This window comes from Curtobacterium sp. MMLR14_006, assembly GCF_001864985.1.
In the GTDB taxonomy this organism is placed as follows: Bacteria; Actinomycetota; Actinomycetes; order Actinomycetales; family Microbacteriaceae; genus Curtobacterium.
In genome coordinates this window covers 61,516-73,280 of sequence record NZ_MJGU01000025.1, presented here as the reverse complement: position 1 = coordinate 73,280, position 11,765 = coordinate 61,516, and the positions used below count along the sequence as shown (strand labels likewise).

The window sequence follows — 11,765 nt, the reverse complement described above, 5'->3', positions numbered from 1 at the left end:
CCGTCCCCGTCACCCCGCCGTCGTGGCTGACCGCAGCGCACGCTCGGCGTCGTCGAGGTAGTGCTCGAGCAGCGCGGACGCGCCCGGGCGGTCGCCGGCGCGCAGCGCGTCGACGATCGCCTCGTTCCGCTCGACGAAGCCCGCGTGGAAGGACGCCGGGTCGTCCGTCGTCAGGAACGCCAGCCGCATCTCGGCGAGCAGTCCGTCCATCAGACCCCATAGGCGCTCGCTCGGCACGGCCCGCACGAGCGCGGCGTGGAACCGGATGTCCGCCGTGCCGACCGCACGCCAGTCCCCGGCGGCAGCGGCGGCGCGCGCCTCGGCCACCGCGGCGGCGGCGTCGGCCAGCGCCGGAGCCGACGGGTCGCACGCGTGGACGGCCGCCTGCTCGAGCACGCGCCGCGCGGCGTACAGGTCGACGACGTCGGCGGTGGACAGCCGGCGGACGAACACCCCGCGGTTGAACACGTGCTCGACGAGCCGGTCCCGCGCGAGCAGCCGGAAGGCCTCGCGCAGGGTGTTGCGCGAGACGCCGAGCTGGTCGCTCAGCCGTTCCTCGGACAGTTGGGCCCCGGGGGCGAACTCCCCGTCCGCGATCATCGTGCGCAGTCGCGCCGCGGAGGACTCGGCGCCGCCGACGGTTCGGGTCATGCCGTCGATCCTGACACGATCCGGCACGGGCACGCGGGGGCGTGCTGTGTGACCGTCGTGTTACAGAGCAGAACGCCCTCTTGCGATTGTTGAACAATGCAGTCCAGACTGGCCCGCATGTTCGTCCTCATCGGCGTCGCCGTCGTCATCGTCGGGTTCGCGTTGCGCGTCAACGCGCTCCTCGTCGTGACCGTCGCGGGCATCGTCACCGCGGCCATCGGCGGGATCGGTCCCGTCGGCATCCTCACCGCCTTCGGCGACGGCTTCGCGTCCAGTCGCTCGGTCACGACCTTCGCGCTCGTCCTGCCGGTCATCGGCCTGATCGAGCGCTACGGCCTGCAGGACCAGGCGAAGCGCCTCATCGCGAAGCTCGACAAGCTGACCACGGGGCGCCTGCTCGCCGGGTACCTCGCCATCCGGCAGGTCACGGCAGCGGTCGGCCTGACCAGCATCGGCGGCCCGGCGCAGACCGTCCGCCCGCTCGTGCACCCGATGGCCGAGGGCGCGGCGCTCAAGAAGTACGGCCGGATCGACGAGCGCATGCGCGAGAAGATCAAGGGCTACTCGGCGTCGTCCGACACCGTCGGGGTCTTCTTCGGCGAGGACGTCTTCGTCGCGGTCGGATCGATCCTGCTCATCACGACCTTCGTCGACTCGACGTACGGGCTCGCGCTCGAACCCATCGACCTCGCACTCTGGGCCATCCCGACCGGCATCGCCGCCCTGCTCGTGCACGGCACCCGGCTGCTGCTGCTCGACCGACGGCTCGACAAGATGGCGGCCGACGTGTCGATCGCCCCCGGCACGGAGGTCCCGGCGTGATCACCAGCGAATGGCTCTACTGGCTCATCGGCGCGTTCTTCATCGCCGTCGCGGTCCTCATCGTCACGGACACCGCGCACGCGAAGCGCCTCGGCAACGCGGCGTTCTGGGGCATCCTCGGCCTGTCCTTCTTCTACGGCACCTTCGTCGCCGCGAAGACCGCGCCCTCGTGGGTGCTCGGCATCGCCGTCCTCGTGATGGTCGCCCTCGCCGGTCTCGGGTTCACCGGGACCACCAGCCGCACCCGGGTCGCGAGCATCCCCGGAGCCGGCACGGGCGCCGAGACGGGGCCGGCCGAACCGACGGGCGTCGCGACGAAGCCGTCCTCCAGCACGAGCGTCCTCGCCACCACCAGCCCCGACGAGCGTGCGGCGTTCGCGACCCGCTTCGGCAACAGGCTCTTCATCCCGGCGCTGGTCGTGCCCGTGGTCGCCGTCCTCGTGGCGACGCTCGGCCCGCTGGTCCGGATCGGCGGCGATCCCCTGCTCGCCGAGGGCAGCGCGACCCTGACCGGCCTGGGCATCGGCTCGGTCCTGGCCGTGGTCGTCGCGGTGTTCGTCCTGCGCCCGCCGCGCATCGCCACCCCGATCCGCGAAGGCGGCCGCCTGCTGCAGGCGATCGGCTGGGCGGCGCTAATGCCGCAGATGCTGTCGACGCTCGGCATCGTCTTCACCCAGGCCGGGGTCGGCGACGCCGTCGGTACGATCATCAAGTCCGTCCTGCCGGAGGGCTCGCTGCTCGCCGCCGTGGTGGTCTACTGCCTCGGCATGGCGCTCTTCACGATCATCATGGGCAACGCGTTCGCCGCCTTCCCGATCATGACCGCGGCGATCGGCTGGCCCGTCCTGGTGCAGGGCTTCGACGGCAACCCCGCCGCGATCTTCGCCATCGGCATGCTCGCCGGGTTCTGCGGCACCCTGGTCACGCCGATGGCCGCCAACTTCAACCTGGTGCCGGCCGCACTGCTCGAGATGCGGGACAAGTACGGCCCGATCAAGGCGCAGATCCCGACCGCCGCCGTCCTGCTCGTCGTCAACATGGGAGTCATGTACCTTGTCGCGTTCTGATGCCACCCCGATCGACCTGACCCGGGCCGCGTGGGCCGACCGCTTCGCGGCCGTCGCCGCCGAGAACACCACCCGCGAGTACCCGTACGCGGCGCACCACACCACGTCCGGTCCGGACGACCGTGCCCTGCCCGTCGAGCTCCACCCGGCCTTCGCGACGTCCTACGACTGGCACTCGTCCGTGCACATGCACTGGCTCGCCACGCGCCTGGTGGCGCACGGCCTGTCGGACGGTCTGGAGGCCCGACTCACCTCGATCTTGCAGGCGCACCTCACGACGGATCACCTCGCGACCGAGGCGGCCTACCTGCGTGGGACACCGCACTACGAGCGCCCCTACGGCTGGGCCTGGCTCGCCCGGCTCGCCGCAGAGGTCTCGGCGTCCGAGGTGCCCGCGATCCGGCAGCTCGCGCCCGGCTTCGCACCCGTCGTCGACGTGCTCGAGGACCTCGTCACCCGGTGGGTCGACGGTGCCGCCCACCCGGTCCGGCACGGCGTGCACTCGAACTCGGCGTTCGGGCTGCTGCTCGTGCTCGAGGCCGCCCGGTCGCTCGGCCGGGACGCACTCGCCGCGACGGTCGAGCGTGCCACGCGCGAGTGGTTCGGCGACGACGCCGGATGGCCCTTCGCGTGGGAGCGCAGCGGTCACGACTTCCTGTCGGCCGGGCTCGCCGAGGCCGACCTGGTGCGCGCGGTCCTGCCGGCCGACGAGTTCGCGACCTGGGCGCAGACGTTCTTCGCCGAGGTGCAGCCGGACGACGCGATCCTGCGGTCGACGGTGGTCCGCGACGAGAACGACCCGCAGCAGGTCCACCTGTTCGGCCTCGACCTGTCCCGTGCCGGTGCGGCACGCCGGATCGCGGACGCCCTGCGCGCCGACGGATCGGCCGGGGCGGGCGCGGGGATCGCGGGGCTGCTCGACGACGCGGCCGACCGGCTGCTGGCCTCCGGGCTCGCGGCGAGCGTCGGCGAGGAGTACTACTCGACGCACTGGCTCGCCAGCTTCGCCTGGGACGCGATGGAGGCCCGCGAGGACGCTGCGCGCTGATCCGCGCGGGCGCATGGTCGCCTCCTGACCGGTGCCCTGTCAACCCCCTGCATGTGTTGTCGAAGACACCTAGCCTCGACGCCGAGCCGAGATCCGGCGGACGCCCGGGCCAGCGGGCGTCATCGGTCACACATCAGGGAGTGACGCACACATGCACCACCACAGGATCAGGAGAACCGCTCTCGTCGCCGCGGTCGTCGGCGCCACCGTCGTGGCGTCGATGGGGACGGGGAGCGTCGCCTACGCGGGGGTCACCGCCCCGGTCGGCGACGTCGGGAAGTTCCGGCAGACCTTCGTCGAGGACTTCAGCACCGCCGCAGCCGCGAACGGCCCATTCGCGTCGAGGTACGCGAAGGCGTGGCAGCCCTACCCGGACGGCACCGGCGGCATGTACTGGGCCGGGTCGCAGGTCAGCGCCCACGACGGCTTCATGGACGTCGCGCTCGACGGGCGTCACGGAGCGGCCGGCACGTTCGGCACACCGTCCGGGGCCTGGTCGCACGTCGGCGGGAAGTTCACCGTCCGTGCCAAGGCCACCGGCGGCACGGGGAACGGCGCCGCGTTCATGCTGTGGCCGTCGTCCGACGTCTGGTCGGACGGTGAGATCGACTACCCGGAGAGCAACTTCGAGGGGTCGCCGATGCTGCACCAACACTCGATGACCCCCGGACAGGAAGCGAACGCGACGAGCATGAGCACCGGGGTGACCTGGCGCAGCTGGCACGTCTACTCGGTCGAGTGGATCCCCGGCAGGTCGGTGCGGTACCTCCTCGACGGCAAGGTCGTCACGACGGTCACGTCGAACGTGCCCACGACGGCGCACCGGTACATGTTCCAGGTCGGGAACTGGGGTGCGGCGGGGCACCTCGACATCGACTGGGTGAGCACGTACCGGTACACCGGCTGAACCGGCCCGGGGCGTCGGTCCCGCTCGGCGGCCGTCCGGTCAGTCGAGCGGGACCGTGCGGCCGAAGGTGCGGGTGACGGGTGCCTCGGCGAGCAGCGGTCCGATGGCAGCCGATCCCTCGGGGGTGGCGCGCCAGGCGACGTAGGCGTCGTGGTCAGCCGCGGTGGTCCAGGACTCGACGACGACCATGCGGGTCGGGTCGTCGTCGTCCACCAGGACCTCGAGCGACTCGTTGCCCGGGAACGACGCCGTCTGGGCGAGGGTCTGCCGGACGGCGGACTCGACGGCATCGGCGGCGGCCTCGGCCTGGAACCGGACCTCGAGCAGGACGGTGATCGACATGTGGTGCCTTTCGTCGGGGATGTCCGAGACAACTCCCGACACCGCGTGGTTGTTCCGGCCCGGCCTACTCGACGACCCGGAACCGCAGCCGGTCGCCCGGGCGCAGCTGCGCGGCGCGGTCGACGGCGGTCGGCGTCAGCACCGCCACCACCGGGTAGCCACCGGTGACCGGGTGGTCGGCGAGGAAGAGGACGGGGTGGCCCTCCGGCGGCACCTGGAGTGACCCGGTCTCGACGCCCTCGCTCGGGAGCTCCCCGGTGACCGCGCGCTCGAGCGGCCGGTCGGCGGTGGTTCGCACCCCCACGCGGTCGCTGTCCGGGGTCACGTGGTGGTCCTGCCCGGTCAGCGTCCTCCGCCACCCGGCGGTGAACCAGTCGGCACGCGGGCCCGGCACCACGTCGAGCAGGACGTGTCCGCCCGGGAGGTCCTCCGGGGGCTGCGGTACGGCGTCGACGTTCGGCCACGACACCCGCGCGTCACCGACCGGCAGCACGTCCCCGACGGCCAGGGGTGGTGGGCCGAGCCGGGCGAGGGAGTCCCACGACCGGCTGCCGAGCACCGGGTCGACCGCGACGCCGCCGAGCACCGCGACGTAGGCGCGCAGCCCGACCGTCGCGGTGCCGATGCGCAGGGTGTCACCGGGCGCCAGGAGCAGGACCTCGTGCGACGCCGCGCCCCGGACGCCGCCGTCCGCGCGCTCGACCTCGACGGGGCAGGCCGCGCCGGTGGTGGCGGCGACCACGTACGCGTCCGCACGGAGCGCGACCGAGCCGAGCAGGGCCTCCAGGACGGCCGCGTCGGGACGGTTGCCGACCAGCCGGTTCGCGAGCGCTGCGGACCCGCGGTCGGCGGCGCCCGCCGCGCCGAGCCCCATGTCGCTGAAGCCGGGCCGGCCGAGGTCCTGGGTGGTCACGCCGTAGCCGACGTGCGTGACGGTGAGGGCGCTCATGCCCGACCCGCGTCGACGAAGCGGACCCGTGTGCCGGCCGGCGCGAGGGCCGGCGGATCGCGGTCGAGGGACCACATCGGCACCGTGGTGCGTCCGATCAGCTGCCAGCCACCGGGCGAGACCCGCGGGTAGACGGCGCTGAACTCACCGGCCAGCGCCACCGACCCGCTCGGCACGGCGGTGCGGGAGGCGGGACGGCGGGGGAGGTCGAGTGGGGGCTCCGAGCCGGTCAGGTAGCTGAACCCGGGGGCGAAACCGCAGAACGCGCTCGTCCAGACCTGGCCGGTGTGCCAGGCGACCAGCTCGTCGGGGGACATACCGGTCAGGTCGGTGACGGCGTCGAGGTCCTCGCCGTCGTAGACCACCGGGACGACGAGCGGGGCGCCGTCGACCGCGGTCGCGGCGGCGACCGGGGCGACCCGCTGCAGGTCGGCCCGCAGGCGGGCTGCGTCGGTCGTGGCGGGGTCGAACCGGAGCAGCAGCGTCCGGGCGCCGGACACGACCTCGGTCAGACCGGGGACCGGGACCGCTGCCAGCCCCGTGCGGAACGCGACGACGTCGGGCAGGGAGTCGAACGTCGCGAGGAGCGCGGTCCGTCCCGCGGTCCGGAGGTCGGGGGCGGTCATCGCGCGAACGGGGTGATCCGGATGCCGTGCTCGGTGAGGAGCGCGCGGACGGCCCGGGCCATCGCGACCGCGCCGGGGGAGTCGCCGTGCACGCACACCGAGTCGGCGCGGACCGGGACGTCGGAGCCGTCGACCGCGGTCGCGACCCCGTCGGTGGCCATGCGGAGCACACGCGCCGCGACCTCGTCCGGGTCGTGCAGCACCGCGCCGGGTCGACTCCGGGACACGAGCGAACCGTCGGGTTCGTAGGCGCGGTCGGCGAAGACCTCGCTCACCGCGCGGAGCCCGTGGCGCTCGGCGGCGAGCAGCAGCTCGGACCCCGGCAGCGCGAGCACCGCGAGGGACCCGTCGACGTCGGCGACCGCCCGGACCACGGCCTCGGCCTGCACCGGGTCGGCGCACGCGGTGTTGTACAGCGCGCCGTGCGGCTTGACGTAGGTGACGGCCGTGCCGGCGACCCGTGCCGCGGCGGCGAGTGCGCCGATCTGGTGCACGACGTCGGCGTGGAGTTCGTCGGGCGTGACGTGGACCGGACGGCGGCCGAAGCCCGCGAGGTCGCGGTAGGCGACGTGGGCGCCGACGGCGACCCCGCGCTCGGCGGCGGCGCGCGCCGTGGCGAGCATGATCACCGGATCACCCGCGTGGGCACCGCAGGCGACGTTCGCGCTCGACACCACGTCGAGCATCGCGGTGTCGTCGGCCGTGGTCCAGGCGCCGTAGCCCTCACCGAGGTCGCTGTTCAGGTCGATCGTCGTCACGAGGTCCCCTGTCGTCGCCGGAGTTGTTGAACAATCTACCGAACGGCGCGGTCGGTGTCACCCGGCAGCGCAGCCCCGCGGCGCCGTCGTCGGCGGATTCCGAGGCACGGGCCGTACTGTCCGAGACCTCAGCACCGCCGGTGGCAGCGCCCCCGGACCGACCCTGCACTGGAGCAGCCCATGAGCGACAACGCCAGCACCCACGACGCCCCGAAGAACGACCCGGAGGGCACCGAGAAGCCGGGCGGCCTCGGCGACGACAACACCATCCCGAACGACCCCGACGGCCTGGCCGCCAGCCACACGGGCGACGACTCGCACTTCAACCAGGAAGAGGACGGCGACCAGTAGGCGGCGACGCCCCCTCGTCGCGCGCAGCCGCCACGGCCTGCTCGTACACGTCGACCAGGGCCGCGGTGGGCTGCGCGACGCGACCGCGGTCGGCGAGCACCGCCTCGCTCGCGCGGGTCACCGCATCCGGATCGGCGCGGAGCCGACCGACCACGGCGGCGAGGCCGGCTGCGTCCGGGGTCGGGGCGAGGAAGCCGCCGCCCTCCGGCACGACCTCGGCCAGGTCGGGGTCGCAGTAGAGCACCGGCAGCCCGGTCGCGATCGCCTCGAGCATCACCATCGGCTGGTTGTCGAAGTCGAACGAGCTCGACACGAGCAGGTGCGCCGACCGCATGGCGTCGAGCACCCCGTCGTGCGGTGTCGAGCCGTGCAGGGTCACCGGAGCGCCCTCGGCGGCGCGGGCGACGTCGGCGCGGGCCACCCCGTCGCCGTGCACATCGACCTGCACCCCCGGCGGGAACGCGTGCGCCGCCCGGACGAGCACGTCCGGACGTTTCTCCGGTGACAGCCTGCCGACCCAGAGGATCCGCAGGGGTTCGTCGGCGCGCAGGGTCCGCGCCGGCACCGTGCCGATCGCGTCGAGCACGCTCGTCTCGATGCCGTTGGTGAGCACCGTCACCGGCGTGCGGACGCCCTGGTCGACGAGCTTCTGCGCGAAGTGCCCGGACGGCACGACGACGTGCGTGGACGCCCGGGACTGCGCGAGCATGACGCGCCACATCCGCCGGCCGGTGCGTGTCCTCGTGTACGGGCGGTCGCCGGCCACCCGGATGCCGTCGTGGCTGATCTGTCGGCCGTGCAGGGCGGCGAGCAGGACGGTGGTGACCGCGGGGAGCGGCAGCACGTTCCGCGTGTAGACGTCGATCCGCCCGTGCATGGTGTGCACGATCGGCAGCCCCAGGTCGTGGGCGGCCCGGACACCGCCGAGCGCTGCGAACATCTCGGAGTGGGTGTGCACGACCTCGATGCCACGGTCGGCGAACTCCTGGCGGAGCAGCCGGCGGAGCCGCCGCGGCGACCACGCGAAGGGGTAGCCGTCCGGGCGGAAGACGGGGGAGACCGGCAGCCCCACGACACCGGGGTCCGTCGACGGCGTGGTGAGCGGGCAGAACACCGTCACCTCGTGTCCGTCGGTGGTGAGCGTCTCTGCGAGCGCGCGCACCGCGGTCTGGACGCCGCCGAGCGTCGGCAGGTAGTAGTCGGTGACGAGAGCGATCCGCACGTGGACGAGCCTAGACGGCGGCCCGGGGGCGGGCAGCGAGCACCCTAGGATCGGAGGATGGGGGAGAACGTGCTCGTCACGGGCGCCACCGGGTTCCTCGGCGGCCACGTCGTGCGGGACCTGCGGGCGCACGGACACCGGGTGACCGCGGCCGGTCGGCGTGCGGACGCGCTGCCCGACGGGCCGGTGTTCGTCGGGGACCTCGACGACCTCGGCCGCTCGTCCGTCCCCGCCGACGTCGTCGTGCACTGCGCGGCGCTCTCGTCGCCGTGGGGTCGGTGGTCCGAGTTCGAGCACGCGAACGTCACCGGGACCGCGCGGGTGCTGCAGTACGCGCGACGGGTCGGCGCGCGCCGCATCGTGCACGTCTCCTCGCCCGGCGTCTACGCCGCGCCGCGGGACCGCCTCGGCATCCGCGAGCACGAGGTCGACCCGAGCCGGCCGATGAACCACTACATCCGGTCGAAGCTGCACGCCGAGTCGCTGCTCCGCGCGGCACGGGACGTCGAGGTCGTGGTGCTCCGCCCCCGCGGCATCATCGGGGCCGGCGACCCGGGACTGGTGCCCCGCCTGCTGCGCGTGCACGAGCGCGTCGGGGTGCCGCTGCTGCGCGGCGGCCGGGGCCTCGTCGACCTGACCGCCGTCGAGAACGTCGCGCTCGCCGTGCGCCTGGCCATCGGGGTGCCCGACGCCGCCGGGCTCGCGTTCAACGTGACGAACGGGGATCCGCGGCCGTTCGTCGCGCTGCTCGACCAGCTGCTCACCGGGCTCGGGCTGCCGCTGCGGCACCGATCGCTGCCGGCCGGGGCCGTGTACCGCGCGGCGGGCCTGCTCGAGGCGGTCTGCGGTGTGCTGCCCGGGCGGCCCGAACCCCCGGTGACGCGCTACACCGTCTCGACGATCACGCACTCGCAGACGCTCGACATCACCCGGGCGCGCGAGGTCCTGGGCTACGAGCCGACCGTCGGCCTCGACGCCGCCCTGGCCAGCTACGCGTCGATTGGCCGCACGGCGACGACCCCGGGGAGCGCCGGTGGGTAGCCTCCGCGCGTTCGCCTGCGGGTCGACCGTCCACGGCGTGCACCAGCTCCTGCGTGGTGCCGCCCGTGAGCGCCGCGTCTTCCCGGCGAACGTGTTCCTGTACGAGGACGGCGACCGGCGGGTGCTGTTCGACACCGGGTACGCGCCGCTGCCGTGGCGGACCGGCCCGGCGGGCGCCGCCTACCGGCTCCTGCTGCCCCCGCACGTGCCGGCCGGGGCGTCGGCCGGTGCGCAGGTGTCCGACCCCGGCACGGTGACGCACGTGGTGCTGTCCCACCTGCACCCGGACCACGTCGGCGGCCTGTCCGCGTTCCCCTCGGCCGCCGTCGTCGTGTCGGAACCGGTGCGCCGGACCCTGGCCGCACCGCGACTCCGCGACGGCGTCCTGGCGGGGCTGCTGCCCGACGACCTGGACCGACGGCTCCTGGTGGTGCCGGACGACGCCTTCGGCCAGGGCACCGGACCCGGCGGGCTGCGCACCGCCGACCTGTTCGGCGACGGCTCGTACCGACTGGTCGACCTGCCGGGCCACGCGCCCGGTCACCTCGGGGCGGTCATCGAGGGCCGCGTGCTCCTCGCCGCGGACGCCGCCTGGGGCCGCGACCTGCTCGGCCAGGAACACCGCATCCGACCCGTGCCGCGCGCCGTCGCGGACGACCACCCGGCGCAACGCACGACGGCCGCGCAGCTGCTCGACGCCGAACGCTCCGGGGTGCGGCTGCTCTTCAGCCACGACCACCACCGCACCGACGTCGACCTGCTCGGTCTCGATCAGCTCGGTGTCGATCAGGTCGGTGTCGACCAGCACCGCACCGGTGCGGACCTGCCGGCCGGGGACGACCACGAACCCGGCCGCGCGGACGCGCACCGGAGCACCGACGAAGGGGGACCATCATGAGGAGTTGCCGGATCAGCGGTTGGGGCACGTACCTGCCGGACCGGGTCGTCACGTTCGAGTCGCGTTCCGGCACCGCCACGCGCCACCGCATCGCCGACGACGTCTCGCAGCTCGACATGCTGTCGGCCGCCGCCGAGGACGCCATCCGACGTGCCGGGCTGACCCCCGACGACGTCGACTGCGTCATCGCGGCGTGTGCGGCCGGGGTGCAGCCGATCCCGTGCACGGCGTCGCTCGTCATGGAACGCGTCACGCCCGGCGCCCGCGCGGCGGCGTTCGACGTGAACTCCACCTGCACGAGCTTCATCACCGCCGTCGACATCGCCTCGCGGTACCTGGCCGACGGCGAGTACGAGCGCATCCTGGTCGTCTCGGGGGACGTCGGCTCACGGTTCCTCGACCCGGAGCAGCGCGAGTCGTACGAGCTGTTCTCGGACGCGGCCGCCGCGGTCGTGCTCGAGCGGGGCACCGGCGAGCAGGGCGTGCTGTCGAGCCTGCAGCAGACCTGGCCCGAGCACGCGCACGACACCGAGCTGCGGGGCGGTCTGTCGCGGTACCCTGCCCAGGACTACGCCGACGGCGACCCCGCCGACTACCGCTTCGACATGCACGGCCGTCGGGCGCTCATGGGGATGCTCAAGGTCCTGCCCGGGTTCTTCGACCGGTTCTTCGAGCGCGCCGGGCTCGGCCTCGACGACGTCGACCTCGTCGTGCCGCACCAGGCGAGCGGGGCGCTCGGCATCGCGATGCGGCGCATCGGGTTCCCGCGGGACAGCTACGTCGACGCCGTCGCCGAGTACGGCAACATGGTGTCGTCCTCGGTGCCGTACACGCTCGCGAAGTGCCTGGAGGACGGTCGTCTCGGCCCCGGCGACACGGTGCTGCTGTGCGGGACCGCGGCGGGACTCACGGCGAACGCGCTGGCACTGCGGCTCTGAGCACGCGCCGACCGCGCGGGCCGCGCAGCCCGACCGCGCGGGCCGCGCCGCCCGACGGCGCGGGCCGACCGCGCGGGTTGCGGAGCCCGACGGCGCGTGCCGACCGCGCGAGTCGCGCAGCCCGACGCCGCGTGCCGACCGCGCG

Annotated in this window: 14 protein-coding genes; 8 read left to right on the top strand and 6 right to left on the bottom strand. The window is 73.9% G+C overall.

Translation table 11 applies throughout. The features are described 5' to 3' along the window. Nucleotides 1–9 precede the first annotated feature (9 nt). Complete coding sequence (locus tag BIU94_RS15535; protein WP_071262720.1) at nucleotides 10–651, bottom strand: GntR family transcriptional regulator; 642 nt, start codon at nucleotides 649–651, stop codon at nucleotides 10–12. A gap of 117 nt (nucleotides 652–768) precedes the next feature. Here BIU94_RS15535 and BIU94_RS15530 point away from each other — a divergent pair, with 117 nt between their 5' ends. From BIU94_RS15530 to BIU94_RS15515, 4 genes are all read left to right on the top strand, one after another. Beyond that, nucleotides 769–1,473 (top strand): DUF969 domain-containing protein, encoded by a 705-nt coding sequence (locus BIU94_RS15530; protein WP_071262719.1) that lies wholly within the window; start codon nucleotides 769–771, stop codon nucleotides 1,471–1,473. Next, the gene (locus BIU94_RS15525; RefSeq protein WP_071262718.1) at nucleotides 1,470–2,540 is read left to right on the top strand and encodes a DUF979 domain-containing protein; all 1,071 of its coding nucleotides are present in this window, start codon (nucleotides 1,470–1,472) and stop codon (nucleotides 2,538–2,540) included. Before BIU94_RS15530 ends, BIU94_RS15525 begins: the two co-directional genes overlap by 4 nt. Next, nucleotides 2,527–3,588 carry a DUF2891 family protein gene (locus tag BIU94_RS15520; RefSeq protein WP_254784828.1) on the top strand — a complete coding sequence of 354 codons (1,062 nt, stop codon included), beginning with the start codon at nucleotides 2,527–2,529 and terminating at the stop codon, nucleotides 3,586–3,588. Before BIU94_RS15525 ends, BIU94_RS15520 begins: the two co-directional genes overlap by 14 nt. A gap of 151 nt (nucleotides 3,589–3,739) precedes the next feature. Beyond that, entirely contained in the window at nucleotides 3,740–4,495 is a 756-nt protein-coding gene (locus BIU94_RS15515) for a glycoside hydrolase family 16 protein (protein WP_083404902.1), read from the top strand. A 39-nt stretch (nucleotides 4,496–4,534) separates the two neighbouring features. On the opposite strand, the gene BIU94_RS15510 is transcribed toward BIU94_RS15515, so the two are convergent. From BIU94_RS15510 to BIU94_RS15495, 4 genes are all read right to left on the bottom strand, one after another. After that, a complete protein-coding gene (locus tag BIU94_RS15510; protein WP_071262716.1) occupies nucleotides 4,535–4,837 on the bottom strand; it encodes a putative quinol monooxygenase in 303 nt (100 codons plus the stop codon). A gap of 64 nt (nucleotides 4,838–4,901) precedes the next feature. Further along, nucleotides 4,902–5,786 carry a biotin-dependent carboxyltransferase family protein gene (locus tag BIU94_RS15505; protein WP_071262715.1) on the bottom strand — a complete coding sequence of 295 codons (885 nt, stop codon included), beginning with the start codon at nucleotides 5,784–5,786 and terminating at the stop codon, nucleotides 4,902–4,904. Next, on the bottom strand, nucleotides 5,783–6,412 hold the full coding sequence (locus BIU94_RS15500; protein WP_071262714.1) for an allophanate hydrolase subunit 1: 630 nt from the start codon (nucleotides 6,410–6,412) through the stop codon (nucleotides 5,783–5,785). The genes BIU94_RS15505 and BIU94_RS15500 overlap by 4 nt, the downstream gene beginning before the upstream one ends. Further along, nucleotides 6,409–7,170, bottom strand: a complete 762-nt coding sequence (locus BIU94_RS15495) for a LamB/YcsF family protein (RefSeq protein ID WP_071262713.1) — start codon at nucleotides 7,168–7,170, stop codon at nucleotides 6,409–6,411. The genes BIU94_RS15500 and BIU94_RS15495 overlap by 4 nt, the downstream gene beginning before the upstream one ends. Nucleotides 7,171–7,350: 180 nt before the next feature. Between BIU94_RS15495 and BIU94_RS17905 the strand changes: the two genes are divergently transcribed. Beyond that, a complete protein-coding gene (locus BIU94_RS17905; protein WP_175472206.1) occupies nucleotides 7,351–7,521 on the top strand; it encodes a hypothetical protein in 171 nt (56 codons plus the stop codon). Here the strand turns inward: BIU94_RS17905 and BIU94_RS15490 are convergent. Further along, nucleotides 7,493–8,743, bottom strand: coding sequence for a glycosyltransferase (locus BIU94_RS15490; RefSeq protein WP_071262712.1), 1,251 nt, complete (start codon nucleotides 8,741–8,743; stop codon nucleotides 7,493–7,495). The two genes, BIU94_RS17905 and BIU94_RS15490, sit on opposite strands and share 29 nt — an antisense overlap. 57 nt (nucleotides 8,744–8,800) lie before the next feature. Between BIU94_RS15490 and BIU94_RS15485 the strand changes: the two genes are divergently transcribed. From BIU94_RS15485 to BIU94_RS15475, 3 genes are read left to right on the top strand one after another with little or no spacing between them, the layout of a single operon-like run. Next, complete coding sequence (locus BIU94_RS15485; protein WP_071262711.1) at nucleotides 8,801–9,784, top strand: NAD(P)-dependent oxidoreductase; 984 nt, start codon at nucleotides 8,801–8,803, stop codon at nucleotides 9,782–9,784. Between the two features lie 37 nt (nucleotides 9,785–9,821). Next, entirely contained in the window at nucleotides 9,822–10,682 is an 861-nt protein-coding gene (locus tag BIU94_RS15480; RefSeq protein WP_175472207.1) for an MBL fold metallo-hydrolase, read from the top strand. Next, nucleotides 10,679–11,620: a 3-oxoacyl-ACP synthase III family protein gene (locus BIU94_RS15475; RefSeq protein ID WP_071262709.1), complete on the top strand. Its 942-nt coding sequence runs from the start codon at nucleotides 10,679–10,681 to the stop codon at nucleotides 11,618–11,620. The genes BIU94_RS15480 and BIU94_RS15475 overlap by 4 nt, the downstream gene beginning before the upstream one ends. The last annotated feature ends 145 nt before the right edge of the window (nucleotides 11,621–11,765 follow it).